The sequence below is a fragment of the Micromonospora sp. S4605 genome (assembly GCF_003176715.1).
Lineage (GTDB): Bacteria > Actinomycetota > Actinomycetes > Mycobacteriales > Micromonosporaceae > Micromonospora > Micromonospora echinaurantiaca.
The window spans coordinates 1-24,706 of the sequence record NZ_QGSW01000397.1; the positions used below are offsets into that span (position 1 = coordinate 1).

At 75.1% G+C, this 24,706-nt stretch carries 26 protein-coding genes; 15 read left to right on the forward strand and 11 right to left on the reverse strand.

The genetic code is table 11. From position 1 onward, the window contains the following. From DLJ47_RS31735 to DLJ47_RS31750, 4 genes are all read right to left on the reverse strand, one after another. Positions 1-437 (reverse strand): D-sedoheptulose-7-phosphate isomerase (locus DLJ47_RS31735; RefSeq protein WP_146228246.1); only part of this gene is annotated, 437 nt, incomplete at its 3' end. After that, a complete protein-coding gene (locus tag DLJ47_RS31740) occupies positions 437-1,654 on the reverse strand; it encodes a glycosyltransferase (protein WP_109905593.1) in 1,218 nt (405 codons plus the stop codon). The genes DLJ47_RS31735 and DLJ47_RS31740, both read right to left, overlap by 1 nt. After that, positions 1,639-2,616: a glycosyltransferase family protein gene (locus DLJ47_RS31745; RefSeq protein WP_109905595.1), complete on the reverse strand. Its 978-nt coding sequence runs from the start codon at positions 2,614-2,616 to the stop codon at positions 1,639-1,641. Before DLJ47_RS31745 ends, DLJ47_RS31740 begins: the two co-directional genes overlap by 16 nt. Further along, positions 2,613-4,301 (reverse strand): HAD-IIIA family hydrolase, encoded by a 1,689-nt coding sequence (locus DLJ47_RS31750; protein ID WP_233258132.1) that lies wholly within the window; start codon positions 4,299-4,301, stop codon positions 2,613-2,615. Before DLJ47_RS31750 ends, DLJ47_RS31745 begins: the two co-directional genes overlap by 4 nt. A gap of 279 nt (positions 4,302-4,580) precedes the next feature. Here DLJ47_RS31750 and DLJ47_RS31755 point away from each other — a divergent pair, with 279 nt between their 5' ends. The 3 genes from DLJ47_RS31755 to DLJ47_RS31765 all read left to right on the forward strand — a co-directional run bounded on the left by DLJ47_RS31755 (position 4,581) and on the right by DLJ47_RS31765 (position 6,907). Next, positions 4,581-5,009: an SRPBCC family protein gene (locus DLJ47_RS31755; protein ID WP_342447661.1), complete on the forward strand. Its 429-nt coding sequence runs from the start codon at positions 4,581-4,583 to the stop codon at positions 5,007-5,009. Further along, complete coding sequence (locus DLJ47_RS31760) at positions 5,006-6,007, forward strand: SDR family oxidoreductase (RefSeq protein ID WP_109905599.1); 1,002 nt, start codon at positions 5,006-5,008, stop codon at positions 6,005-6,007. Before DLJ47_RS31755 ends, DLJ47_RS31760 begins: the two co-directional genes overlap by 4 nt. A 132-nt stretch (positions 6,008-6,139) precedes the next feature. Next, positions 6,140-6,907, forward strand: coding sequence for a polyprenol monophosphomannose synthase (locus tag DLJ47_RS31765; RefSeq protein ID WP_109905601.1), 768 nt, complete (start codon positions 6,140-6,142; stop codon positions 6,905-6,907). Between the two features lie 106 nt (positions 6,908-7,013). On the opposite strand, the gene DLJ47_RS31770 is transcribed toward DLJ47_RS31765, so the two are convergent. Next, positions 7,014-8,618 (reverse strand): phytoene desaturase family protein, encoded by a 1,605-nt coding sequence (locus tag DLJ47_RS31770; RefSeq protein WP_109905603.1) that lies wholly within the window; start codon positions 8,616-8,618, stop codon positions 7,014-7,016. Positions 8,619-8,690: 72 nt separating this feature from the next. Between DLJ47_RS31770 and DLJ47_RS31775 the strand changes: the two genes are divergently transcribed. Beyond that, entirely contained in the window at positions 8,691-10,124 is a 1,434-nt protein-coding gene (locus DLJ47_RS31775) for an aldehyde dehydrogenase family protein (protein WP_109905605.1), read from the forward strand. A 58-nt stretch (positions 10,125-10,182) separates the two neighbouring features. On the opposite strand, the gene DLJ47_RS31780 is transcribed toward DLJ47_RS31775, so the two are convergent. Further along, positions 10,183-10,602, reverse strand: coding sequence for a ChaB family protein (locus DLJ47_RS31780; protein ID WP_109905607.1), 420 nt, complete (start codon positions 10,600-10,602; stop codon positions 10,183-10,185). A 173-nt stretch (positions 10,603-10,775) separates the two neighbouring features. On the opposite strand from DLJ47_RS31780, the gene DLJ47_RS31785 reads away from it, so the two are divergent. The 4 genes from DLJ47_RS31785 (at position 10,776) to DLJ47_RS31800 (ending at position 13,126) form a co-directional block, all read left to right on the forward strand. Next, positions 10,776-11,756, forward strand: coding sequence for a YihY/virulence factor BrkB family protein (locus DLJ47_RS31785; RefSeq protein ID WP_109905609.1), 981 nt, complete (start codon positions 10,776-10,778; stop codon positions 11,754-11,756). Positions 11,757-11,802: 46 nt separating this feature from the next. Next, on the forward strand, positions 11,803-12,219 hold the full coding sequence (locus DLJ47_RS31790) for a DUF2795 domain-containing protein (protein WP_109905611.1): 417 nt from the start codon (positions 11,803-11,805) through the stop codon (positions 12,217-12,219). A 52-nt stretch (positions 12,220-12,271) separates the two neighbouring features. Continuing rightward, positions 12,272-12,733: an SRPBCC family protein gene (locus DLJ47_RS31795; RefSeq protein ID WP_109905613.1), complete on the forward strand. Its 462-nt coding sequence runs from the start codon at positions 12,272-12,274 to the stop codon at positions 12,731-12,733. A gap of 132 nt (positions 12,734-12,865) precedes the next feature. Next, positions 12,866-13,126 carry a hypothetical protein gene (locus DLJ47_RS31800; RefSeq protein ID WP_109905615.1) on the forward strand — a complete coding sequence of 87 codons (261 nt, stop codon included), beginning with the start codon at positions 12,866-12,868 and terminating at the stop codon, positions 13,124-13,126. Positions 13,127-13,194: 68 nt separating this feature from the next. Here DLJ47_RS31800 and DLJ47_RS31805 read toward each other — a convergent pair whose 3' ends face one another. Then, entirely contained in the window at positions 13,195-14,442 is a 1,248-nt protein-coding gene (locus tag DLJ47_RS31805) for an MFS transporter (protein ID WP_109905617.1), read from the reverse strand. Positions 14,443-14,594: 152 nt separating this feature from the next. On the opposite strand from DLJ47_RS31805, the gene DLJ47_RS31810 reads away from it, so the two are divergent. Continuing rightward, positions 14,595-14,807: a hypothetical protein gene (locus DLJ47_RS31810; RefSeq protein WP_109905619.1), complete on the forward strand. Its 213-nt coding sequence runs from the start codon at positions 14,595-14,597 to the stop codon at positions 14,805-14,807. Here DLJ47_RS31810 and DLJ47_RS31815 read toward each other — a convergent pair. Beyond that, a complete protein-coding gene (locus DLJ47_RS31815; protein WP_109905621.1) occupies positions 14,804-15,253 on the reverse strand; it encodes a hypothetical protein in 450 nt (149 codons plus the stop codon). The two genes, DLJ47_RS31810 and DLJ47_RS31815, sit on opposite strands and share 4 nt — an antisense overlap. A 162-nt stretch (positions 15,254-15,415) precedes the next feature. Between DLJ47_RS31815 and DLJ47_RS31820 the strand changes: the two genes are divergently transcribed. Then, positions 15,416-15,793 carry a DUF6401 family natural product biosynthesis protein gene (locus DLJ47_RS31820; RefSeq protein WP_109905623.1) on the forward strand — a complete coding sequence of 126 codons (378 nt, stop codon included), beginning with the start codon at positions 15,416-15,418 and terminating at the stop codon, positions 15,791-15,793. 141 nt (positions 15,794-15,934) lie between these two features. Here DLJ47_RS31820 and DLJ47_RS31825 read toward each other — a convergent pair whose 3' ends face one another. Continuing rightward, positions 15,935-16,777 (reverse strand): mechanosensitive ion channel family protein, encoded by an 843-nt coding sequence (locus DLJ47_RS31825; protein ID WP_109905625.1) that lies wholly within the window; start codon positions 16,775-16,777, stop codon positions 15,935-15,937. A 189-nt stretch (positions 16,778-16,966) separates the two neighbouring features. On the opposite strand from DLJ47_RS31825, the gene DLJ47_RS31830 reads away from it, so the two are divergent. From DLJ47_RS31830 to DLJ47_RS31840, 3 genes are all read left to right on the forward strand, one after another. Further along, a complete protein-coding gene (locus DLJ47_RS31830; RefSeq protein WP_109905627.1) occupies positions 16,967-19,096 on the forward strand; it encodes an ATP-binding SpoIIE family protein phosphatase in 2,130 nt (709 codons plus the stop codon). Positions 19,097-19,140: 44 nt separating this feature from the next. After that, positions 19,141-19,818: an HAD family hydrolase gene (locus tag DLJ47_RS31835; protein ID WP_109905629.1), complete on the forward strand. Its 678-nt coding sequence runs from the start codon at positions 19,141-19,143 to the stop codon at positions 19,816-19,818. 106 nt (positions 19,819-19,924) lie between these two features. Next, positions 19,925-21,214, forward strand: a complete 1,290-nt coding sequence (locus DLJ47_RS31840) for a cation:proton antiporter (protein ID WP_109905637.1) — start codon at positions 19,925-19,927, stop codon at positions 21,212-21,214. Positions 21,215-21,314: 100 nt separating this feature from the next. Here DLJ47_RS31840 and DLJ47_RS31845 read toward each other — a convergent pair whose 3' ends face one another. After that, entirely contained in the window at positions 21,315-22,250 is a 936-nt protein-coding gene (locus DLJ47_RS31845) for an NAD(P)/FAD-dependent oxidoreductase (RefSeq protein ID WP_109905639.1), read from the reverse strand. A gap of 163 nt (positions 22,251-22,413) precedes the next feature. Here DLJ47_RS31845 and DLJ47_RS31850 point away from each other — a divergent pair, with 163 nt between their 5' ends. Beyond that, positions 22,414-22,629, forward strand: a complete 216-nt coding sequence (locus tag DLJ47_RS31850) for a DUF3072 domain-containing protein (RefSeq protein WP_109905641.1) — start codon at positions 22,414-22,416, stop codon at positions 22,627-22,629. A 5-nt stretch (positions 22,630-22,634) separates the two neighbouring features. Here the strand turns inward: DLJ47_RS31850 and DLJ47_RS31855 are convergent, their stop codons facing one another. Beyond that, entirely contained in the window at positions 22,635-23,135 is a 501-nt protein-coding gene (locus tag DLJ47_RS31855) for a metallophosphoesterase family protein (protein ID WP_109905631.1), read from the reverse strand. Between the two features lie 144 nt (positions 23,136-23,279). Here DLJ47_RS31855 and DLJ47_RS31860 point away from each other — a divergent pair, with 144 nt between their 5' ends. After that, on the forward strand, positions 23,280-24,629 hold the full coding sequence (locus DLJ47_RS31860; protein WP_109905633.1) for a glycoside hydrolase family 6 protein: 1,350 nt from the start codon (positions 23,280-23,282) through the stop codon (positions 24,627-24,629). The last annotated feature ends 77 nt before the right edge of the window (positions 24,630-24,706 follow it).

A 24,706-nucleotide genomic window follows, 5' to 3' on the forward strand; every position in this document is an offset into this window, starting at 1 on the left:
GGGCCGGTGAAGGCCCAGCAGTGCAGGCCGGTGGCGTGGGCGGCGTGGGCGGCGTGCAGGAGGTTGGTGCTGGTGCCGCTGGTGGTCAGGAGGAGGAGGATGTCGTCGGGTCGGCCGTGGGCGCGGATCTGGCGGGCGAAGATTTCGTCGTAGCCGTAGTCGTTGCCGATGGCGGTGAGGGCGCTGGTTTCGGCGTGCAGGGCGATGGCGGACAGGGGTTGGCGGTCGTCGTGGAGTTTGCCGACGAGTTCGGCGGTGAGGTGTTGGGCTTCGGCGGCGCTGCCGCCGTTGCCGGCCACCAGCAGCCGACCGCCGTCCACCAGCCGGCGGGCCAGGGTCTCACCCCACCGGGCCAGCAACTGTTCACACTCCCGGTACGGCAGCAGCGCCGCGGCCAGGTTCGCCAGGTGGGCGTCGAGCAGGGTGCCCGCCGTCATCAGGCCACCACCCCGGTGGGCCGGCGCACCGCGGCCACCTCGGCGTAGACCTCGGCGAGCCGTTCCGCCGTCGCCGCCCAGGAGTAGCGCCGCCGGGCCCGTTCGAGCGCCGCCGTGGCGTACGCGAACCGGCGGATCCGGTCGTCGAGCAGGCGTTGCAGCGCGGTGCCGAGCGCGCGCGGGTCCCGGGCCGGCACCAGGTCCCCGGTGACCCCGTCGACCACGGTGTCCTTGATGCCGCCCACGGCGGTGCCGACCACCGGCACCCCGCAGGCCATCGCCTCCAGCGGGGTGAGCCCGAACGGCTCGTACCAGGGGGCGGCCACCAGCACGTCGGCCGACCGGTACCAGCGGCCCATCTCCTCCCGGGGCACCGCGCCGACCAGGCGGACCCGGTCGGCCACCCCGCAGGTGCCGGCGAGCGCCCGCAGCCGGCGGGCGTACGGGTCGGTCTCCAGCAGGCCGGCCGGCGGGCCGCCCACCACCACGCACTCGGCGTCCGGCACCAGCGCCATCGCCCGGATCACGGTCTGGAAGCCCTTGCGCTCCACCAGTCGGCCGACGGTGAGGATCCGCGGCCGGCCCGGCTCGCGGTCGGCGACCGGGCCGAGCGGGGCGAAGGTGCCCAGGTTGACCCCGGACGGGACGACCGTCATCCGGGACCGGGGCACCCCCATCCGGACCAGTTCGCCCACCTCGTCCTGACACTGCGCGATGACCCGGTCGACGGAGCGGCCCAGTTCCCGCTCGTACGCCACCCGCCGGGCCGGGCTGGTGTCCTGCACGCCCTGGTAGCGCCGTTTCACCGTGCCGAGCGCGTGGTAGGTCTGCACCACCGGCACACCGGTCTGGTGGCTGGCGGCCAGCGCGGCGAGACCACTCATCCAGAAGTGCGCGTGGACCACCTCGGGCGCCCAGTCGTCGCCCCGCCAGCGCTGCACCAGCCAGCGGCTGAAGTCCTTCATGTGCGGCAGCAGCGCGTCCTTGGCCACCGGTTCGGCCGGCCCGGCCGGCACGTGCACCACGTCGTAGCCGTCCGGGCTGCGTACCGTCACCGGCAGGTCGACCGCGTCGCGGCGGGTGTAGACCCGCACGTCGTGCCCGGCGGCGGCGAGCGCCGCGGAGAGTTCGGCGACGTGCGTGTTCTGGCCACCGGCGTCCTCGCCGCCGAGGATGGCGAGCGGGCTGGCGTGTTCCGAGATCATCGCGATGCGCATACTTCCTCCTCCAGCAGCCGGTCCCAGTCGGCGAGGAAACGGTCGAGGCCGTAGCGGTCCCGCGCGGCCAGCCGGGCCTCGGCGCCCGCCCGGCGCGCCTCCGCCGGCTCCGCCATGAACCGGCGGGCGGCGTCCAGCAGGACGTCGACCCGGGTGGACAGCGCACCGGCTCCCGGTGGCACCGCCATCACCGCCTCGGTGGTGGCCAGCGCGACGACCGGCATGCCGATCGCCATCGCCTCGATCAGGCTCAGCCCGAGCGAGGTCCACCGGCACAGGTGCAGGTACGCGCGCCGCCGGGCCAGCTCGGTGTGCATCCGGGCCTGCGGCACGTCGTCGTGGACGGTGACCCGGTCGCCGGGCAGGCCCAGCCGGTCGGGCAGCCCGGCCACCCCCATGCCGAAGACGTCCAGCGGCGCGATCTCGGCGAACCGGGGCAGCAGGTCGGTGCCGGTGACCCGCCAGCGGCGCACCGGCTCGTTGATCACGACGGCGAGCCGGTCCAGCTCGCCGGTGTACTCCACCGTCGGTGCCACGATGCCGTGGTCCACCACGGTGGTCCGGGTCGCGCCGGTGTCCCAGAACAGCTCGTTGAACCCGGTCACGTGGGCGATGAGCAGGTCGTCGCGGTCGGCCATCGGGTGCCGGCTGTTGGGTACCTGGCCGTCCTTGGGGGTGTTGTGTTCGACGTAGATGGCGGGCAGGTCGTGGCCGGGTCGGCGGCCGAGCCATCGGGTGGCCAGGTCGAGTTCCTCGGGGCGTTGCAGGATGACCAGGTCGACGTCGGTGGTGGCGAGTTGGTCGGGGGTGATCTCGATGGCGGTGTCGGGCCAGGGGTAGGTGCGGGCGCGGCCGAGGCCGTAGGGGCCGCGGTCGGGGGTGACCGGGACCAGGTAGTGGTGCTTGCCGTGCACGAAGGAGGTGGTCCAGGAGCCGTGCACGTGCCAGAGCAGGACGTTCATCGGCCGCTCCCGCCGGCGACGCCGACCGGTGCCGTGCCGGCCCGCGCGGGTGGCGGCCGACCGTCCGTTCCGGTCCGTGCGTCCGGCCGTCCCGCCGGGCGTACGCCGAGCAGCCGCAGCGCGTCGAGGACCTGCTCCGGCCGGACCCCGCTGAGGCAGGGGTGGCCGGGGACGGGGCAGCGGGCGGCCCGGGTGTCCCGGCAGGCGGCGGTGGCGTCGCCGAGTCGGACGGTGGGCACCCGCCAGGGTCCCCACTGTCCGAACGGGACGGTCGGTGCGAAGAGGCTCACCACCGGCGTGCCGAACGCGGCCGCCAGGTGCGCCGGACCGGTGTTCCCGACCACCAGGGCCCCGGCGCGAGCCACCACGGCGGCGAGCTCGGCCAGCTCCGTCCGCCCACCGAGGTCGACCGCCCCGGCGGCGGCGACCCGGGCGGTCAGGTCGGTCTCGTCCGGCCCGCCGGTGACCACCACCCGATGACCGGCGGCGACCAGCGTCGAGGCGATCCGCTCGGCCAGTTCCGGCGGGCAGCCCCGGGCCTGCGCGGCCGAGCCGGGGTGCAGCAACACGTAGCCCGGATCGCCGAGCCCCGCCGGGGGCGGTGGCAGCGCGTCCGGGCGGAGGCGGAGGGTGGGTTCGTCGTCGTCGGCGAGGGCGTAACCCGCGGCGGCGGCGAGGGACAGCGCGCGTTCCGGTTCGGGTATCCCGACCGGGACCCGGTGCCGCACGTCGAGCAGGCTGCCGGGGTAGTCGTCGCTGATCGCGGCGATCCGCGGCACGCCGGCCATCCGTAGCAGCAGGGCCAGGGGCAGCGGGGACTGGTGGAAACTGGTGAAGATCACCGCCTCGTCCGCGCCGACGGCCGCCAGCCGACCGACCAACTCCCGCATGGCGGTGGGGTCGACCGGGTCGGGGGTGGCCTCGATCCAGGGCAGCGGATGCTCGACGATCTCGTCCACCCCGGGCAGCAGGTCCGCTGCCGCCCGCCCGCGGGGCCCGCACAGCAGCACCACCCGGTCCGCGCCGGCCGCGACCGCCCGGATCCCCGGCCCGGTGACCAGCACATCACCCGTCGAGTCCGACCGCACCACCAGCACGGTCCGCCCACGCCCCGACCGACCCGCCCCACCCACGCTGACCGTGCAGGACGACGACTCCCGACACCGGGCCGGGTCGACCGCTGCCTGCCGAGACAGGATCAACTCCACCGCCGCCGGCAGATCCACCGCCACCTGCGGCGCCGCCGCCACCTCCTCCGGCCGGGTCACCGGCGTCGGCACGAGAATCCCCGACGCCCCCGCCGCCAACGCCGCCGACACATCCCGCCCAATGTCACCAACCACCACGCACCGGCCCGGCGACGTCCCCAACTCCCGCGCCGCCGCCCACACCAACCCCGGCAACGGCTTACGACACCCACACCCGTCACCATCGTCGTGCGGACACACCAACCACGCGTCGAACGACCCCAACAACGCCTCGACCCGCGCATGCACCGCCCGCAACTGCACCTCGGTGAAAAACCCCCGCGCCAACCCCGACTGGTTCGTCACCACCGCCAACCGCAAACCCGCCGCCCGCAACCGATCCAACGCCACCCGCGCCCCCGGCACCGGCCGCACCTTCTCCGGATCACCGTTGAACGGCACGTCCTCCACCAACGTGCCGTCCCGATCCAGCAACACCGCGTCGAACAGGACGGGCCCGGACCGGTCAGCACCGGCGTTCACCCCGGCTGACCTGCGCTGATCCGGCTCCACCTGGTCCTGTCGCACGGCGGGCGGGTTCCCTGCGCCCCGGGGAGTAAACATCATCTTCGACGCGGTGCCGCACCGCGTACGCCCCGGGCGCCCGCACATCCGCCCGCGCTGGCCTTACCCGTCGCCCCGGAGAAGCTAACCCGGCCCGATCGTTAGCGGAGCCGGTGACGCGGGTATGGGAGCGCAGTGGCGATTGTGGAGAAAGTGATCGACGCACCACCGGAGCAGGTGTGGGCGGTGCTGGCCGACGGCTGGACGTACAGCGACTGGGTGGTCGGGACGGTGCACGTCCGCAACGTCGACGACGACTGGCCGCGGGTGGGCAGCGAACTGCACCACCGGGCCGGGCCCTGGCCGTTCTCGCTGGAGGACTCCTCGACGGCGCTGGGCTGCGATCCGCCACACCGGCTCACCGTCAGGGCGGGGCTGTGGCCGGCCGGTGAGGCGATCGTGTCCTTCACCCTGGAACCGGTCGGCGACGGCGCGACCCGGGTCCGCATCGGTGAGGACTTCGCTGCCGGGCCGCTGCGGTGGGTGCGCAACAAGCTCAACGACCTGGTGCTGCACCAACGCAACAAGGAGACGCTCAACCGGCTGGCCGACATCGCCACCCGGCAGAAGGCGGACGAATGACGCAGACCGTGGTGGTGACCGGGGCGAGCGCGGGCGTGGGCCGGGCGGTGGCCCGGGCGTACGCCGTGCGGGGCGCGCGGTTGGCGCTGCTGGCCCGGGGCGCGGCCGGGTTGGCGGCCGCGGAGCGGGACTGCCGGGCGCTGGGGGCCGCCGACGTCCGCACCTACCGGGTCGACGTGGCCGACGCCGGCGCGGTGCAGCGGGCCGCCGACGACGTGGTGCACCGGTACGACGGCATCGACGTGTGGGTCAACAACGCGATGGTCTCGGTCCTCGCGCCGGCGTGGGAGATCACCGCCGCCGAGTTCCGGCGGGTCACCGAGGTGAACTACCTCGGCACGGTGCACGGCACGCTGGCCGCGCTGCGGCACATGCGCGCGCACGGCCGGGGCACGATCGTGCAGGTCGGCTCCGCGCTCGCCTACCGGGGGATCCCGCTGCAGTCGGCGTACTGCGCGGCGAAGCACGCCGTGCAGGGCTTCAACGACTCGCTCCGGGCCGAGTTGCTGCACGACTGCCCCGGGGTCACGCTGTCGATGGTGCAGTTGCCGGCGATCAACACTCCGCAGTTCTCCTGGGTACGCACCCGGCTCCCCCGCCACCCGCAGCCGGTGCCACCGATCTTCGCCCCGGAGGTGGCCGCCCGGGCCATCCTGTGGGCGGCCGACCACCGCCCGCGCGAGCTGAACGTGGGCGGCCCGACCTGGCGGGCGCGGCTCGGGGACGCCCTGGTGCCCGGCCTGCTCGACCGCAAGCTGGCCCACGACGGCTACGTCAGCCAGCAGACCGGCGCCCTGGTCGACCCGGCCACCTGGCGGGACAACCTCGACCACCCTGGCGACGACGACCGGGACCGGGGCGCGGCCGGCGTCTTCGCCGACCGGGCGCGCGGCAGGTCCGCCGCGCTCTGGGCCAGTACGCACAAACCCACCGTCTCCGGCCTGGTCCTCGCCGGTGTCGGGCTCGCTCTCACCGGGCTGGCTCGCCGCCGTCGCTGACCGGCCGTCGGCACGCTCGCCGGCCGTCGTTCGGCCCGGTCCCGACCGCCCGGACGGGGAGCCTTTTCCACCCGGATGTGGCAAGTGGCTACCCTCTCAGGGAGCCCTGTCCGCAAACCGAGGATGTCCGACATGATCGAACCCGTGCAGTTGCCCTCGCCCTGGCGGGACGCACGCCTGACCGTCGTGGTCCCCACCTACAACGAGGCGGGCAACCTTCCGGTGCTGGTCGAGCGGCTCCTCGCCCTGCCGCTGCCGGGTCTGAAGATCCTGGTGGCGGACGACAACTCGCCCGACGGCACCGGCGAGGTGGCCGACAAGCTGGCGATCGAGCACCCGGAGCGGATCGAGGTCGTGCACCGGGCCGGCAAGGAGGGCCTGGGCCGGGCGTACGTGGACGGCATCGGGCGCGCGCTCGACGGCGGGGCCGAGTACGTGGCGCAGATGGACGCCGACCTGTCGCACCCGCCGGAGGCGCTGCCCGGCATGCTCGGCGCGCTGCTCTCCACCCAGGCCGGCGTGGTGATCGGCTCCCGGTACGTGCCGGGCGGCGAGCTGGACGAGAACTGGCCGCTGTACCGGCGGGCGCTCAGCGGCTGGGCGAACCTCTACGTGCACACCCTGCTGCGGGTGCGGATCCGCGACCTCACCGCCGGCTTCAAGATCTGGCGGGCGGACGCGCTGCGGGACATCGGGCTGGAGCGGGTGCAGTCCAACGGCTACAGCTTCCAGGTGGAGATGCACTACCTCGCCACCAAGCTGGGGCACACCATCCTGGAGGTGCCGATCCGCTTCGAGGAGCGGCGCGACGGCGCGTCCAAGATGACCACCGCAACCAAGATCGAAAGCGCGCTGATGCCGTTCAAGCTGCGCAGCAAGCACCGCCACATCGAGCGCTGACCCGGCGCCGGGCCGGCGCCGGGCCGGCGCCGATGAACGTCGCCCGGCTGGGTCAGCGGCAGCCGGGTCCGTCGGGCCGGCCACGACAGCCGGGTCCGCCGGTGGGTCAGCGGTAGACGGCACGGTGGGCGGCGTCGACGACGGCCGCGTACAGCCGGCCGGTGCCGGCCCGGTCGCGGGCCAGCGCGGCGCGCGCGGCGTTCGCGCCCGGCGCGCCGTGCACCCCGCCACCCGGGTGCGCCGACGCGCTGGCCAGGAACAACCGGTCCACCGGCGTGTCCGCGCGCCCCAGGCCGGGGATCGGGCGCAGGAACAGTTGCTGGTACGCGGCCGACGTGCCGCCGCCCAGCGCGCCGCCGACCAGGTTCGCATCGCCCGCCTCCAGGTCGGCCGGGCCGGCCACGTGCCGGCCGACGACCAGGCCGCGGAAACCGGGGGCGGCCGCTTCCAGCACGTCCTCCATCCGCTCCACCTGCGCCGCGATCTCCTCCGCCCGCCAGTGCCGCCGGAACGGCAGGTGGGTGTACGCCCAGAGCGACTCGGTGCCCGGCGGCGAGTGGCTCGGTTCGGCCACCGACATCTGCCCGACCAGCAGGAACGGGTCGCGTGGCAGCTCGGAGCGGGCCAGCGCGGCGGCGTAGCCGGTCAGCCCGTCCAGGTCGGCGCGGAGATGGACGGTGCCGGCGGTGGCCACCGCCGGATTGCGCCACGGCACCGGGGCCGACAGCGCCCAGTCCACCTTGAGCGTCGAGCCGTCCCAGCGGAAGTGCGCCAGGTCCTCCACCAGCCGGGGCGGCAGCGCCGCCGCGCCGACCAGGTCGAGGTAGAGCGCCGGGGCCGGCACGTCGGCGAGCACCGCGCGGCGGGCCCGCCACAGCGTCCCACCGGTCGTCCGCACCCCCATCGCCCGGCCGCGGGCGGTCAGCACCCGGTCGACCCGGGCGCCGTAGAGGATCCGCCCACCCCGCTCGGTCAGCCGGTCCACCAGCGCGTCGGTGATCCGCTGCGCGCCGCCGGCCGGCACCGGCCAGCCGACCTGCTGGCCGAGCATCGCCAGCAGCCAGCCGTACACGCCGGAGCCGGCCTCCTCGGGGGACAGGTCGGTGTGCAGGGCGCAGCCGGCCAGCAACGCCGGACCGCCGGCACCGTCGAAGAGTTCGTCACCGAGCTTGCGCACCGGCACCACCAGCCGCCGGGCCAGCCGGAGCGCGCCGGAGACCCGCAGCCGGCGCAGCAGCGTGAGGCCGCCGCGCACCGGCGGGATTGGCGTGGTGACGGTGTCCATCATCGGCTCGGCGACCTCGAGCCAGTCGGTGTACGCGTTCAGCCAGCGGTGGCCGTCGCCGGGCGCGAACGCCTCCAGTGAGGCCGCGGTGACCTGCGGGTCCCGGTTGAGCACCGCCGCCCGGTCGTCGGGGAAGAGGTGGGCCAGCACGTCCGGGGCGTGCCGCCAGCTCAGGCCGTACCGGTGCAGCTCCAGCCGGCGCAGCACCGGCGAGGCGTAGCCGAGCGGGTAGAACGAGCTGTAGAGGTCGCTCAGGTAGCCGGGGGCGGTCACCTCGGCGGAGCGGACCGCGCCGCCGGGCGCGGCGGTGGCCTCCAGCACCAGGACGTCCCAACCCGCGTCGGCCAGCATGTTGGCGGCCACCAGGCCGTTGTGGCCGGCGCCGACGACGACCGCGTCCGCGCACCCCGCACCGGTGGAACTCATCCGATCCGCCTACCCGACGCGGAACCGGGCGAAACGCGTTTGCCTCGCCCGGGCCGGGGCATCCACTGCCGCATGTACACGGTTGCGCAGCTGATAGGTGGCGTCTGGGGCGCGGGTGGCGAGGGGGGCGAGCTGGTCGTACACGACCCGGCGGACGGCACCCCGGTGACCACCGTGCCGTTGGCCACGGCGGACGAGGTCGGCAAGGCGGTGGAGGCGGCGCGTGGCGTCGCGACGGAGTGGGCGACGAGCGACCCGGCCGAGCGGGCCACGGCGCTGCACCGGGCGGCGGACGCGGTGGCGGCGGTCGCCGACCAGCTGGCCGAGGCGACCACGGCCGAGATGGGCAAGCCGCTGGCGGACGCCCGCGGCGGCGTCGAGGCGGGAATCGGCACGCTGCGACAGTACGCGGAACTCGCCCCGGTGCGGGGCGGGCGGACCCTGCACGGCGGCCACCACGCGCTCGACTTCATGGTGCCGCAGCCACGCGGCGTGGTCGCCGCGATCACCCCGTGGAACGACCCGGTGGCGGTCTCCTGCGGGCTGCTCGGCGCGGCTCTGGTGACCGGGAACGTGGTGCTCTACAAGCCGAGCGAGCGCACCCCGGCCACCGGCTGGCTGCTGGCGAAGGCGCTGGACAGCGCGCTGCCCGCCGGGGTGCTGTCGCTGCTGACCGGCGGTCCCGACGTCGGCGCGGCGCTGGCCGCGCAGGAGGTGGACGTGGTGGCCCACGTCGGCTCCACCGCCACCGGCCGGGCGATCGCGGCCGCCGCCGCCCGGACCGGCGCCAAGGTGCTGCTGGAGAACGGCGGCAGCGACCCGCTGGTCGTCGACGCCGACGTCGACCCGGTCTGGGCGGCCGGACAGGCGGCGACCGGTGCGTTCGCCAACGCCGGGCAGATCTGCGTCGCGGTGGAGCGGGTCTACGTGCACCGGGACGTGGCCGAGGACTTCGTCGAGGCGCTGGTGGACCGCGCCCGGGCGCTGCGTACCGGCCCGGGTCGCGACCCGGCGACCGAGCTGGGGCCGCTGGTCGACCGGCGGCACCGCGACCACGTGCACGGCCAGGTGACCGCCGCGGTGGCCGAGGGCGCCCGGATCCGCACCGGCGGCGCCCTGCCGGAGGGGCCCGGCGCGTTCTACCCGGCGACCGTGCTGGCCGACTGCCGGCACGACATGGCGGTGGTGCGCGACGAGACGTTCGGCCCGGTCGTCCCGGTGGTGGTGGTCGACTCGTTCAGCGAGGCGTTGCGCTGCGCCGCCGACTCGCCGTACGGGCTGGCCGCGACGGTGCTGACCGGGTCGATGAGCCACGCCCAGCGGGCCTGGCGCGAGCTGCCGGTGGGCACCGTGAAGGTCAACGCGGTCTTCGGCGGCGCGCCGGGCGGTGCCGCGCATCCGCGCCGCGGCAGCGGCCACGGCTTCGGGTACGGCCCGGAACTGCTGGACGAGTTCACCGCGACCAAGGCGGTGCACATCGAGGCACCGGGCGGCGGCCACTGGTGACGCCAGGGGCGGCCGTCCGGACCGGACAGCCGCCCCTGGCGTCGTACGCCGGAATCTGTCACCGGCTCCGCGACCGGCCGCTCTCCCGGGCCTTGGCGGTCTGCCGGTTGTTCGCCTTCTCGATCGCCTTGACCAGCTCCGGCTTGGTCATGCTGGACCGGCCCGGGACGTCGAGCTTGCGGGCGACCTTCATGAGGTGGTCCTTGGTGGCGTTGGCGTCCACGCCACCGGCGGTGGGCGCCCGACGCTCCGGGCCGCCGCCGGCCGCCTGCCGGTCGCTCGGGCCCTTGCGGCCCTTGGGCTCCCAGTGGTCGCCCACCTTCTCGAACTCGTGCTTCACCGCGGCGAAGGCGGTCCGGTGCGCCCGCTCCCCCTCGCCGTAGGTCTCCACCGCCGAGTCGTGCGTCTTCTCCCACGTGCGCTGGGCCTTCGCCGGGGAGCGCCGCAGCGTGCTGGGCAGTACCTCGCGCCCGGGCATCTCGTCCTCCTCCGTTTCGACGGTTCCGTGTGACCTGTATGAGTTCCCGCCCATCCGGGACACAAACCGTGCCCCGGCGGCGGCCGTTTGCGGTCTTTCGGGCCTGGGTACCGGCGGGCCAGGCGACGCCGGATGGACCGGTCATCCGGCGGCCGGGGCACAGGGAGCGGGCCATGACGACGACGGAGCCCGGCGCGGCACTCGGCACCCAGCGCGGCCTGCGGATGCCCCGCCGGGTACGCCAACTGAGCTGGCGGACCTGGCGCGGGGTGCTGGTACGCAGCGCCCGCAACTTCATCGCCGACAACTGCGCGGACTGGGCCGCGGCGCTGACCTACTACGGCGTGCTGGCGCTCTTCCCGTCCACCATCGTGGTGGTCTCCCTGGTCGGGCTGGTCTCCGAGGGCGAGCGGACCGTCGACACCGTCCTCGACCTGGCCCGCGAGATCGGCGCCGGGTCGGTGGTGGCCAACGAGAGCTTCGTCGGGGTGGTCCGCGACGTGGTCGACAAGGAGAGTTCGGCCGGGGTGCTGCTGAGCTTCGGGTTGCTCGGCGCCCTCTGGTCGGCCTCCGGGTTCATCGGGGCGTTCACCCGCGCGTCGAACGCCATCTACGGGGTGACCGAGGGGCGGCCGGTGTGGAAGCTGCGCCCGCTGCAGATCGGCCTGGCCGGGGTGTCGCTGGTCCTGCTGGCCGTGGTGGCCACCGGGCTGATCGTCAGCGGCCCGGTCACCGACGCGGTGGGCGACCTGGTCAACGCCGGCGGGCTGGCCCGGACGGTGTGGAACGTCAGCAAGTGGCCGCTGCTCGCTGCGATCATGATGCTGCTGCTCTCCCTGCTGTTCTGGATCGCCCCCAACGTGCGGCAGCCCCGCTTCCGCTGGCTCACCCCCGGCGGCGCGGTGGCGCTGCTCTCCTGGGCGCTGGCCAGCTTCGGCTTCGGCCTGTACGTGGCCAACTTCGGCTCGTACGACGCCACCTACGGCAGCCTCGGCGCGGTGATCGCGTTCCTGGTCTGGCTCTACCTGTCCAACTCGGCGCTGATGCTGGGCGTGCAGATCAACGCCGAGCTGCAGCGTGGCCGGGCGCTGCAGGCCGGCGATCCGGACCCGGAGGAGCCGGTGCTGCCGCCGAAGCAGCCGGCCGGTACGTGACCGCTTGCCGGGTTTATCGCCGGTCCCCCCGGGTAGCGCAGAAGGCATGGAGCGTGTCAACAGCAAGCACGGCCCGAGACTCGACGAGCAGCTGAGCCAGGAGGTCAGCGGCCTGGTGCAGGGGCCGGGGACCGGCGGTTCCCGGGTCGACGAGTCGCGGGTGCCGGAACCGGCGGGCGAGGACCAGCCGGAGGCGACGACGGCACCGGCCGGTGCCCGACGCTCGGGGTCTCCGCAGGGGATGAGCTCCGAGGACGTCGAGCGACGCAGTCGGCTCGGGCGGTTCATCACCATGACGGCCCTGCCCGGTGACCGCGCGGCGCTGATCGCCAACGCGCGGGAAAACGACGCGCCCGACGACGTCGTGGCCGAGCTGGAGCGCCTGCCGGAGGGGGTCCGGTACGAGACGGTCTCGGAGGTGTGGGCGGCGCTCGGCCACAAGAACGAGACGACCCGCTGGTGACCGGATCGCCCCACGATCCGGACCAGACCGGCGGAGAAGAGGAGGATGCCTGATGAGTGGCGTTACCGAACACGTGGACGTTTCCGTCCCGGTGCGCACCGCGTACGACCAGTGGACCCAGTTCGAGGAGTTCCCCCACTTCATGGAGGGGGTGCGGGAGGTTCGGCAGCTCTCCGACACGATGACCCACTGGACGGTCGAGATCGCCGGGGTGAAGCGTGAGTTCGACGCCGAGATCACCGAGCAGCTTCCCGACGAGCGGGTGGCCTGGCGGTCCACCGGCGGCACCCAGCAGGCCGGAGTGGTGACCTTCCACCGGCTGGACCCGGAGCACACCCGGGTCACCCTGCAGCTGGAGTTCGAGCCGCACGGCGTGGTCGAGCAGGCCGGCGACAAGCTCGGCATCGTCGACCGGCGGGCGAAGGGCGACCTGGAGCGGTTCAAGCAGTTCATCGAGCGGCGCGGTCAGGAGACCGGCGCCTGGCGCGGCAAGGTCGACCGGCCGCAGCCCTGACGACCCCTCGGAACCGAACTCGGATGGCCGCCGGCGCTGCTGGCGGCCATCGCCGTGTCCCGGGCCCGGCCCGGGCCGGTGGACTCGCCGGGCGTGTCGTTTGCGCTCACCGGGCCGGGGTACCGCGAAGGCATGACCCACGACAAGAAGGTGTGGCGGAACGAGGAACGGACTCCGCTGCAGGAACTGGACCGGGCCGTCGCGCGATCGACGCTGGACGGCCAGTCCGACGACGTGACCGGCAACGACGCCGGCGAGGAGGCCGCCTTCGGCCACGGGCCGGAGGCGGTGGACCGGGGCGGCGAACCGGCCGGGGCCGGCCGCGAACCCACCGACCGGGAACGCGCCTACCGCCCCTCCACCACCGGCCGCACCGGCCCCGACTCCCTGTAGCGGTCACCGGACCGTGGCCCGGAGCCGCCGCGGGGCCCGCCCGGCGTGTCGGCGGCGCGTCTGGGCGGTCAGCGGCGGCGGGCGCTGGCGGCGTGCAGAGCGAGCAGGGCGAGCGCCAGCAGGAGCAGCGCCGGGCCGAGCAGTTCCACCGAGGTGTTGCCGAGCAGCACCCCGATCCCGGCCGGGATCAGCGCCCCACCCAGCCCGGCCGTGCCGATCTGCAGCCCGATGGCCCGGTCCGCGTGCGCCGGGCCGACCCGGTCCGCCGTGGTGAGGGTGAGCAGCGGGAAGACCGGGGCGGCGGCGAAGCCGACGACGGCCAGCCCGGTCACGGCGAGCCAGGCCGGGCCGGGCAGCGCGATCAGCGCCGCGCCGGCCGCCATCCCGAGCAGGCTCGCCCGCAGCACCGTCGACGAACCCAGCCGCTCGGCCACCACGCCCTGCACCACCCGGCCCACGAACAGACTGCCCCAGTAGCCGGACACGCAGAGCCCGGCGACCGCCGCCCCCAGCCCTCTCCCCTCGGTGAGCAGCAGGAACGCCCAGAGCCCGGCGGCCACCTCGATCGCCACGTAGACGGCGAACGCCAGCGCGCCGAACCAGACCGCCGGCAGGCGCAGCGTCTCGCGTACGCGTACCGGCGCGACCGCCACCGCGGACGGCGCACCGTCCGCGCCGGCGACCGGCACCCGGACCTCCGCCGGCAGGCCGCCCTCCCCCGGCGCGGCCGGCGCGGCGCCGGGCACCGGTACGCGGTCCCGCCACGCGCGCACGGTCAGCGCGAACGCCACGGCCAGCACGAGCTGGGCGGCGGCCACCACCGCGTACCCCCACCGCCAGGACAGCCCGGCGGTGAGCGCTCCCGTCATGATCAGCGGCCCGATCGCCACGCCGAGACCGAAGAAGGCGTGCATCCAGTTCATGTGCCGGGGGCCGAAGGCACCCGCGGCGTACGCGTTGAGCCCGGAGTCGATCGCGCCCGAGCCGAGACCGAGCAGCAGCGCGCAGCCGACCATCAGGGCCAGCGCGGGGGTGGTGGCGTACCCGGTGAGCGCCAGGCTGGCCAGCAGGGTGCTGCCGGCGAGCAGCCGGCCGACCCCGAGCCGGGCCAGCGTGAAGCCGGCCGCCACGCTGGAGCCGAGGTATCCGACGGTGCCCGCGGTGAGCACCAGGCCGACCGCCTCGGTGGGCACGCCGAAGTCCACCCGGATCGACGGCCAGCCGACCCCGATCAGGCCGTCGGGCAGACCGAGGCTGACGAAGGCGAGGTAGGCGAGCAGGAGCAGGGCGGCGCGGGGTCGCGGGGTGGTGGGCACGGACGACAATCCTGCCCCAGCCGCCGGCGCTCACCCGGGCCTCCCCCGCCGAGCCGGGAAATCCGGTCCGGACGGTCGGGAAAACGGACAGCTCATCCAGAATCGGCCGTTCGGCTGACGGCAAGCCCGGATCACCGCGCAAGACTTTCGGGATGCAACAGGGCTCCGGCATCCTCACCACGCGTCAGCGCCGCCTCGCCTGGCTGGGTTTCCTCCTCGCCGCCATCCAGGCTCCGGTCTCCGCCAAGCTGGTCTCGGACAGCTCCTGGCTGTTCAGCCTCTGCGTCGCGTTGATGGTGGCCACCGTGATCATCGCCGACGACGCCGCCCGGCGCCGGCCGGCCGAGGCGCGCTCCGGCGACTAGCCCGCCGATCCCGGGCGCGCCTCGTGGCCGGGGCGGCCCCGGCTGCGGCGACGTTCCTTCATCTCCGCCTCGTACAGGTGCCGCCGGCCGCCGACCAGGTGGTCCCGGGCCTGCCGGTCCAGGTCGCGGAAGAGCGCGTAGTAGCCGTCGTCGAAGTCCTCGACGATCTGGAACGTCCACCGGCCGGCGATCACGTTCCGGCCGAGCAGCTCGGTGGCGATCCGCTCGGCGATGCCGGGGTGCCCGGCGGAGCGGAACATCTGCACCGCGTCGTCGAGCATCAGGTCGGCGTGCCCGACCAGCTGGTGCAGCGAGTAGAGGTGGCCGCGGACGCGCTCCACGCACTCCAGCGCCTCGCTGAGCTTGCCGAGCGCGGCCACCGTCTCGTCGCTGACCCCGGCGGGTCGACGGTGGGCCTCGTCGGGTCCGTCCGCGTGCTGTCCCATCCGTCCCTCCCTGGTCTCGGCCGGCCCGGTCCGGGCGGTTCTCCTAGTGCCCCGCGGCCGCCCGGTTAAGCCCCTCGGCCGGCACCGGCCGCCCGGTGGAGGAACGACACCGCCCGAGCGGCCGAGGCCACCGGGGCGATCGGTTGGCTAACCTCGTTCCCCATGCGTGTGCCGTCGAACCGGGTCGCCGCCCGTGCCGTCGTCGACTCGGCGTGGTCCACCCTCGCCGCCCTGACCGCCGCCGTCGGCGCCGACGGCCTGGCCGCCGCGGCCGCCCGACCGGGCCTGCTCGCCCTGGTGGACCAGCACGCCGCCGCGGTGCGGGACAGCCTGGCCGGCGACCGCCGGCCGCTGAGCGCCGCCGCGCTCGCCGGCTACGCCGAGGGGGTGCGCTCGGCCGCCCTGGAGCACGGCTGGCAGCCGCCGAGCGGCCCGGTGGACTGGTCCGATCCCGACTGGCCACTCACCCGGCTGCTGGCGGTCTGCGCGCTGTTCCGCACGCTGGGCACGCCGGCCCCGGGTCCGCTTCCCGCGCTCTGACGGCCCCGGGTCCGCTTCCCGCGCTCTGACGGCCACGGTTCCGCTTCCCGCGCTCCGACGGCCCCGGGGCCGCTTCCCGCGCTCCGACGGCGCCGGGAGGGCGCCCGCCACCGGCGGACACCCTCCCGATCCGTGGGCGGATCAGCGGCGGAACTGCTGCGTCTCGTCGCTCGTCGCGCCGGACTGGTAGGTGCCGCCGCCGGCCATCGTCTGCTCGCGCATGGGCTGCGCCGCCCGGTCGGCCATCTGCCGCTCCATGTCGCCGCGGCCGGCCGCCTGGGCCTGCCGGTGCGCCTGCACCGCCCGCGACTCCTCGGCCATCCGCTGCAGCCAGCGGTCCCAGCGGCTCTGCATCGGCCGCACCAGGCCACCGCCGACCCCGACGATCAGGATGCCGGCCACGGTGGCGAGCACCGCCACCAGTACCGGCGTGGTCACCGTCGTGGCGATGCCCACCTGGTTGAGCGCCGCGATCACGCCGAGCGCGATCACGAAGATCGCTGCCAGGTCGGCCAGGATCCGGCCGTACGACAGCCCGCCGAGCGCGCCGGCGACCAGGTCCCGGACGGCGTTGGCGATCGCGGCCGCCACCACCACGATGACGATCGCCACGAAGGCCCGCGGCAGCCAGGCGACCACGCCCGAGATCAGGTCACTGATCGCGTTCGGGCCCCAGACGCCGAAGGCGAACTGCAGGGTGAACAGCAGCACGGCGTAGTACGCCAGTTTCGCCAGGATGTCGCTGGCGTCGTACTTGGTGCGTTCCAGTGCGCGCTTGATGCCGCCGCGCTCGACGGCCCGGTCGAAGTTCACCCGTTCCAGTACCGTGTCCACGATCTTCAGGACGGCTCTGGCGATGAGCCATCCGACCACGAGGATCGCGATGAACGCGATGGCCCTCGGTATGAACAACAGCACCGACCTCCACATGTCGGCCACGGCATCGCCGATGTCGACCTGCCTGACCGCCAGGGTTTCCGGCATGATGTCCCTCCTGTCGCATGGTCTGCGCCGCGCGCTTACCCCGTCGCTCACCGGGCACGCCGCGCCGGTCACCACGTTTTTCCCGACATGTCGCGCCACACCGGCCGTGACCTGCATGAACCGGCGTCCGACGCGACGCGCGGCGCATGATCCGGAATGCCGGACCGGTGCTCGGGCTAGGCTGCGGTCATGCCAGGAACGGTCGGGCGGGTCCCCACGCCACCAGCGCCGGTCTCGGGGGCGCCGGCCGCCCCGGGTGCCGCGACCGCCGTCCTCGGCCACCACTGGGCGGGCACCTCGCTGGGCGCGCCGGAGGGTTGGGACCCGACCCTGCGCGCGGTGGTCGACGTGGTGCTGGCTTCCCCGGTACCGATGGCCCTCACCCTGGGCGACGACTTCCTGCTGCTCTACAACGACGGGTACGCCGAGCTGATCGGCGACAAGCATCCGGAGGCGGTCGGCCGGCCGGCCCCGGAGGTGTTCGCCGAGATCTGGCGGGCCCCCGGCTTCGGTGACGCGGTCGAGCACACCTACCGCACCGGCGAGCCGTTCCTGGAGAAGGAGACCACCCTGCCGCTGCACCGCCGCGGCTCCGGGGTGGTCGAGCACGTCGTCTTCACCCGTGGCTACTCCGCGGTGCGCGACGGCGCCGGCCGGATCGTCGGGGTGCTCACGGTGGCGGCGGAGACCACCCAGGTCACCCAGCAGTTGCAGAGCCTCAGCGACTTCTCCGCCGCGCTCGCCGGCACCCTCACCCTGGACGACGTGGCCCGGGTCGCGCTGCGTTACGCGATCACCTCGTTCGACGCCGACCTGGTCACCTTCGCCGTCGACGAGGGCGGGGGCGGCTGGCGGCTGGTCCGGCGGATCCGCGGTGAGCTGCTGGACGAGGCCGACGAGCGGCTGCCGCCGCTGTGGCGGCGTACGCCGGCGGACTGGCCGGCCCCGGTGGTGGTCGCGGCGCGCAGCGGGGTGCCGCACTTCGCGGCGGACGGGCAGCCGCTGCGGGAGACCGCGGTGGACCGGCACGACCAGAAGATCCGGGCGCTGGCCACCGTGCCGCTGCGCGCCTCGGTGGTGCGCGGCGGGCTGTCGGTCGGCTACCAGGCCCCGCACAGCTGGTCGGCCGCCGAGCGCGCGCTGCTGGCCGCCGCGGCCGAGCTGGCCGGCCAGGCGGCCGAGCGGGCCCGCCGGTTCGAGACCCAGCACGGCACCGCCCAGCTGCTGCAACGCAGCATGCTGCCGGAGCACCTGCCGGACCTGCCCCGGCTGCGGATCGCCGCCCGGTACGACCCCGGGGTGGACGGCAACGCCGCGGGCGGGGACTTCTACGACGCCTTCCTGCTGCCCGGCGGCGAGCTGGGCGTGGTGCTCGGCGACGTGGCCGGGCACGACGTGCAGGCCGCCGCCCGGATGGGTCAGGTACGCGCCGCGCTGCGCGCGCTGGCGCTCAACGACCCCCGGCCGGACGCCGTCCTGGCCGGGCTGGACCGGCTGGTCACCAGCCTGTGCGCCGAGGCCGGCACGCACGAGCTCTTCGTGACAGTGGTGCTCGGCGTGGTCGACGCCGAGCGGCAGCGGCTCACCCTGGCCAGCGCCGGCCACCCGGCCCCGCTGATCCGTCGGTGCGACCCGGCCGGCGAGCCGCTCGCCGAGTACGTGGAGGTGCCCACCGGCGCCCCGCTCGGGCTGGGCTCCCGGCCGGCAACCACCACTGTCCGCTTCGCCCCCGGCGACACGCTCCTGCTGTTCAGCGACGGCGTGGTGGAACGGCGGCGGCAGGGCCTGGCCACCGGCCTGGGCTCGCTGGCCGAGGCGGTCGCCGGCGCGGGCAGCGGGGACCCTCGGGCGCTGTGCGCGGTGGCTTCCGCGGCGGTGCCCGGCGCCACCGAGGACGACGTCGCGGTGCTCGCGGTGGAACACGCGCTGCGGCCGAGCCGGTCGGCGGGCATGGAGGTGCCGGCCGAGCCGACCGCGCCGAGCCGGGTGCGGCACTGGATGAGCGGGCAGCTCACCGAGTGGGGGGTGGCCGACTCGGTGATCGGGGCGGCGGTCCTGTGCACCAGCGAGCTGACCACGAACGCGTTGCTGCACGCCGGCACCGCCGCCCGGGTGGAGATCGACCTCAGCCCGGAGCGGCTGCTGGTGTCGGTCGCCGACTCGGGCACCCGGGGCACCGTCACCCGGGCGCAGACCGACACGTTGAGCAGCCGGGGACGCGGGCTCGGCCTGATCGAGGAGCTCAGCGACGCCTGGGGGACGGACCCGACCGTACGCGGGTCGACCGTCTGGTTCGAGATCCTGCTGCCGTCCGACTGACGCCGCTGGCGTCGGCCGGGCCCGGAGAGGGTAGGAGGCGCTTCATGCCTACCGACAACCCCGCCGGTGTCCTCTTCGACGTCGACGGCACCCTGGTCGACAGCACCTACCTGCACACCGTGAGCTGGTGGGAGGCGCTGCGCCAGGACGACCGGCCGGTCCCGATGGCGACCATCCACCGCGCCATCGGGATGGGCTCGGACAAGCTGCTCGACCACCTGCTCGGCCCGGAACGCGACCGGGACGCCGACGACCGGCTGCGCGACGCCCACGACACCCTCTACGGCGAGTACTGGGAGCGGCTCCAGCCACTGCCGCGCGCCGCCGACCTGCTGCGCGCCTGCGCCGAGCACGGGCTGCGCGTGGTGCTCGCCACCTCGGCCGCCGAACACGAGGTGGCCGCGCTGCGCCGGGCGCTGGCCGCGGACGACGTGATCGACACCGTCACCTCGTCGGCGGACGCCCGGGAGAGCAAGCCGGCGCCGGACATCCTGGTCGCCGCGCTGGAGCAGTCCGGACTGGACGCCGCCCGGGTGGTCTTCGTCGGCGACTCGGTCTGGGACGTCGCCGCCGCCGGCAAGTTGGACATCCCGTGCGTGGGCCTGACCTGCGGCGGCACCAGCCGCGGCGAGCTGGCCGGGGCCGGCGCGGTGGCCGTCTACGAAGACCCGGCGGCGCTGCTGGCGGCACTGCCCGACTCGCCCGTCCTCGCCCGGAGGTGATCCCCGCGCCGCACCGGCGCGGCGGGGAGGAATACGGACGCCCTCGGCGGGGCATGGACTGTCACCACCTGCCCGTGCCCCGCGGGCGCGGCGAAGGGTGGTGGTCGTGGAGCCGGTGGACGTCGCGTTCGCGGTGGTCGGTGTGGGTGCGCTGCTGGCGGGGGTCCTGCCCCGGGCGCTGGAACGCCGGCCGCTCTCCATGCCGATCGCCTTCCTGGCGCTCGGCATGCTCGTCTTCCTGCTCCCCACCGGCCTGCCCGATCCCGACCCGCTGGTGCACAGGGAGATCGCCACCCATCTCACCGAGATCGGCGTGATCGTCGCGCTGATGGGCGCCGGCCTGAAGATCGACCGGCCGCTGAGCTGGCGGCGGTGGTCGTCCACCTGGCGGCTGCTGGCGATCGCGATGCCGCTGTGCATCGCGGCGGTGGCCCTGCTCGGCTGGTGGTGGGCCGGCCTGGTGCCGGCCGCCGCGCTGCTGCTGGGTGCGGCCCTCGCCCCCACCGACCCGGTGCTCGCCTCGGACGTGCAGGTGGGCGAGCCGACCGACGTGGAGGACAACGAGGACGAGGTGCGCTTCGCGCTCACCTCCGAGGCGGGGCTCAACGACGGGCTGGCCTTCCCGTTCGTCTACGCGGCCATCGCCATCGCCGCCACCGGCCTCGCCCCGGCCGACTGGCTGGGCCGGTGGCTCGCTGTCGACGTGCTCTACAAGGTCGCGGTCGGGGTGCTCGGCGGCTGGCTGGTCGGCTGGCTGCTGGGCAAGCTCTTCTTCCGGGCGCCCAACCCGTTGCGGCTGGCCCGGCACGCCGAGGGCTTCCTCGCGCTGGCCGCGACCTTCCTGGCGTACGGGCTGGTGGAGGTGGTCGGCGGGTACGGCTTCCTGGCGGTGTTCGTGGCCGCCCGGGCGATCCGGGCCGCCGAGCGCACCCACGAGTTCCACTCCGTGCTGCACGACTTCGCCGAGCAGGTCGAGCGGTTGCTGACCGTCCTGCTGCTGCTGCTCTTCGGTGGCGCCGTGGTGGGCGGCCTGCTGGGCCCGCTGACCTGGCCGGCCGCCGCGGTCGGGTTGGCGCTGATCTTCCTGGTCCGGCCGCTGGTGGCGTGGTTGTCGCTGCGCGGCGCCCCCGGCCGCCCCGCCGAGCACTGGGTGATCGCGCTGTTCGGCATCCGGGGCGTCGGCTCGCTCTTCTACCTGGCGTACGCGACCACCGCGGTGGACTTCCCGCAGGCCGATCTGGTCTGGGCCACCACCGGGCTGGTGGTGATCGTCTCCGTGGTGGTGCACGGCGTCGCGGCCACCCCGGTGATGCGGCTGCTGGACCGGGCCGGCGAGCGCACCGCCGACCCGGCGGAGCGGGCGGCCGAGCCGGTGGCCGGCGCGGCCCGGGCCTGACCCGGCCAGCAGCCGCATCGCCGCCCTGCCGCCCACCCGGGCGGCCCGACGCCGTCCCGCAGGACGCCCTCCGCCGGGCGGATGGAGGGCGCGCCGGCGGTCAGCTCAGCCGCTCGACCAGGGCCCGGCCCAGGTCGCGCCCCGACCGCCAGGCGCTCTGCACCCGGGGCGGGCCGAACGCGTCCCCGGCCAGCCCGACGCCGTCGGCGTCGAGGTGGTACGTCCCCTCCGGTCGGGCGGTCGGCTTGGCGTACGTCCAGCGGTGCACGTGCACCAGCTCGGCCGGCTCGGGCAGCCCGAGCAGGTCCCGGACGGCCTGCTCGACGGCCGGCCCGGCGGCGGTCGGCTGGGCCAGGTGACCGGCGGCGAACCCGGGGGTGGTGTGCGCGACCAGCACCGGGGCGTCGTCGCCGCGCCGGTCGCCGTCGTCGCAGACCAGGTTGAGCACCGGGTGGTCGTTGACGAACGCGCCGCGGAACCGGGGCCACCGGCGCTCCGGGAAGCGCAGCACCGCGGCGAGCGAGGGCGACCAGCGCTGCGCCTGGGTGGCCCGGGTGGCCGCGGCCAGCGCCGGGTCGAGCAGCAGGGCGGCCTGCGGCCCGGGCATGGCCAGCGCCACCGCCGCGCAGGGCGACCCGTCCACCACCGGGCCCGGTTCGACGCCGAGCACCAGCCGGTCCACCGCCACGGGCAGGTCGCGGGCCAGGTGTTCGACCAGCGACCGCAGCCCGCGCGGCGCCGCCCAGCGCATCGGGCCCGGCACCTCCCGGCGACCGTCGGCGCCGTACGCCACGAAGGTGTCGGTCCACTCCCGGACCAGGCCGGCGGCCCGCCACCGCTCGACCACGGCGGCGAAGTCGGGGTCGCTGGCGGTGAGGTACGCGGCGCCGATGTCCGCCGGCCGGCCGTCGAAGCGCCGGCTCGCCATCCGGCCGCCCGGCACCCGGCCGCGTTCCCGGATCTGCACCGGGACACCGGCGCGGTGCAGCTCGGCGGCGCAGGCCACCCCGGCGATCCCGGCGCCGACCACCACCACCTGCCCCCGGTCCGCCGCCATCCGGTGATCGTATGCGCCCGGCGCCCGGCGCCCTGTCGCGCCGCCCGGCGGGTCGCTGCCCGGCGGCGAAAGCGGCCGGCGGTCCGCATGAACCGCCGCCGGTCCGGGTATTGGCACGCCTGTTCGAAGGAAGGTGGAGATCATGACGGATCGCAGCAACGACCAGCCGGACCCGCGGGGCGCGATCAAGGACCCGGACGAGTGGGTCACCGGCGAGGAGCCGCCGACCGCGGCCCAGGAGTCCTACCTGTCCACGCTGGCCCGGGAGGCCGACGCGGAGGTGCCGGACGGGTTGACCAAGGCGGAGGCCTCGAAGCGGATCGACGAACTCCAGGCGGAGACCGGCCGCGGCCGGTGAGTCGGTCAGCGCGGTGGCAGGCGGTGCAGCTCGACCCGGTCGAGCCGCCCCGCCGCCACCCGGGCGGTCAGGTAGGTGGCGTACGGCTGGGCCCGGCGGTCGGTCGGTGATCCCGGGTTGAGCAGCCGCAGCCCGCCGGGGGCCACGGTGTCCCACGGGATGTGCGAGTGGCCGAAGACCAGCAGGTCGCAGTCGGGGAACCGGGCGGCGCAGCGCTCCTCACGCTTGGTGCGCGGGCCGGTCTCGTGCACCACGGCCACCCGCAGCCCGGCCAGCTCCACCCGGGCGATCTCGGGCAGCCGGGCGCGCAGCGGCGGGCCGTCGTTGTTGCCGTAGACCCCGACCAGCCGGCGGGACCGGGCCAGCATCGCGTCCAGCAGCGCCTCGTCCACCCAGTCCCCGGCGTGCAGCACCACGTCGGCGGCGTCGATGGCCGCCCAGAGCGGCGCCGGAAGGTCCCTGGCGCGCTTCGGCACGTGCGTGTCGGCGGTGATGACCAGGCGCATTCCCGCATTCTCCCGGCTCGCCGCGGAGCCCGCCGGAGCGCGCGGGCAACCGGGTCTTCACACGGCGGCAATCAGGCCGTAGGTTGACGACCATGCATGGGAGCGCTTCCAGCGGCGCTCGTCGATCAATTCCCGGGAGAGAGCATGAGAAGCAGACCGGCGCTCGCCGCGGCCGCCGCCGCGCTCACCGTCGCCGCCGCCACCGTCGGCATCCTCCGCGCCCCGGCCGCGTCCGCGGCCGACTCGGCGTTCTACGTGGACCCGGCCACCGCCGCGGCGGCCTGGGTCGCGGCCAACCCGAGCGACCCGCGCGCGGCCGTGATCCGGGACCGGATAGCGAACGTGCCGCAGGGTCGCTGGTTCACCCGGACCAACACCTCGACCGTACGCGGCGAGGTGGACGCCCTGGTCGGCGCGGCGGCCGCCGCCGGCAAGGTGCCGATCCTGGTGGTCTACAACATCCCGAACCGGGACTGCAGCGGGGCGAGCAGCGGCGGCGCCCCGGACCACGCCAGCTACCGGCAGTGGGTCGACCAGGTGGCGGCCGGGCTGGCCGGCCGCCCGGCCACCATCGTGCTGGAGCCGGACGTGCTGCCGCTGATGACCAACTGCCAGACCGCCGCCCAGCAGGCCGAGACGATGGCCTCGATGGCGTACGCCGGCAAGCGACTCAAGGCCGCCTCGGCCGCCGCGAAGGTCTACTTCGACACCGGCCACTCGGCCTGGCTCTCCCCCAGCGAGGCGGCCGCCCGACTCACCGGCGCGGACATCGCCAACAGCGCCGACGGCATCTCGCTCAACGTCTCCAACTACCGCCGCACCGCCGACGAGGTCGCGTACGCCAAGGCGGTGATCGCGGCGACCGGGGTGTCCCGGCTCAAGGCGGTCATCGACACCAGCCGCAACGGCAACGGGCCGGCCGGCTCGGAGTGGTGCGACCCCGAGGGCCGGGCGATCGGCACCCCGAGCACCACCGCCACCGGCGACCCGGCGATCGACGCGTTCCTCTGGGTGAAGCTGCCCGGCGAGGCGGACGGCTGCATCGCCCCGGCCGGCCAGTTCGTGCCGCAGCGGGCGTACGACCTGGCCGTGGCGGCCGGACCTACCACCGCACCGCCCAGCACCACTCCGCCGACCACCACTCCCCCGACCACGACCCCGCCGACCACCCCGCCGGCCGGTGGGTGCGCGGTGACCTACACGCCGAACTCCTGGCCGGGCGGGTTCACCGCCGAGCTGCGGCTGACCAACCACGGCGCCGCCGCCCGCACCGGCTGGACGCTCACCTTCACCGCCGGCGCCGGGGTGCGGCTGAGCAACGGGTGGAACGGCGAGTGGAGCCAGTCCGGCGACCGGATCACCGTCCGCAACGCCGCCTGGAACGCCAGCCTGCCCGCCGGCGGCACGGTCACCCTCGGCTTCCAGGGCACGTACTCCGGCGGCACGCTGCCCGCACCGGGCGGCTTCACCCTCGACGGCACCGCCTGCTCCTGACCCGTACCGCCCAGCGGCACGCCGGCCGGGCTCCTCACCGGGTCCGGCCGGCCCCGCGCCGCCCTGACCGCCGGCCC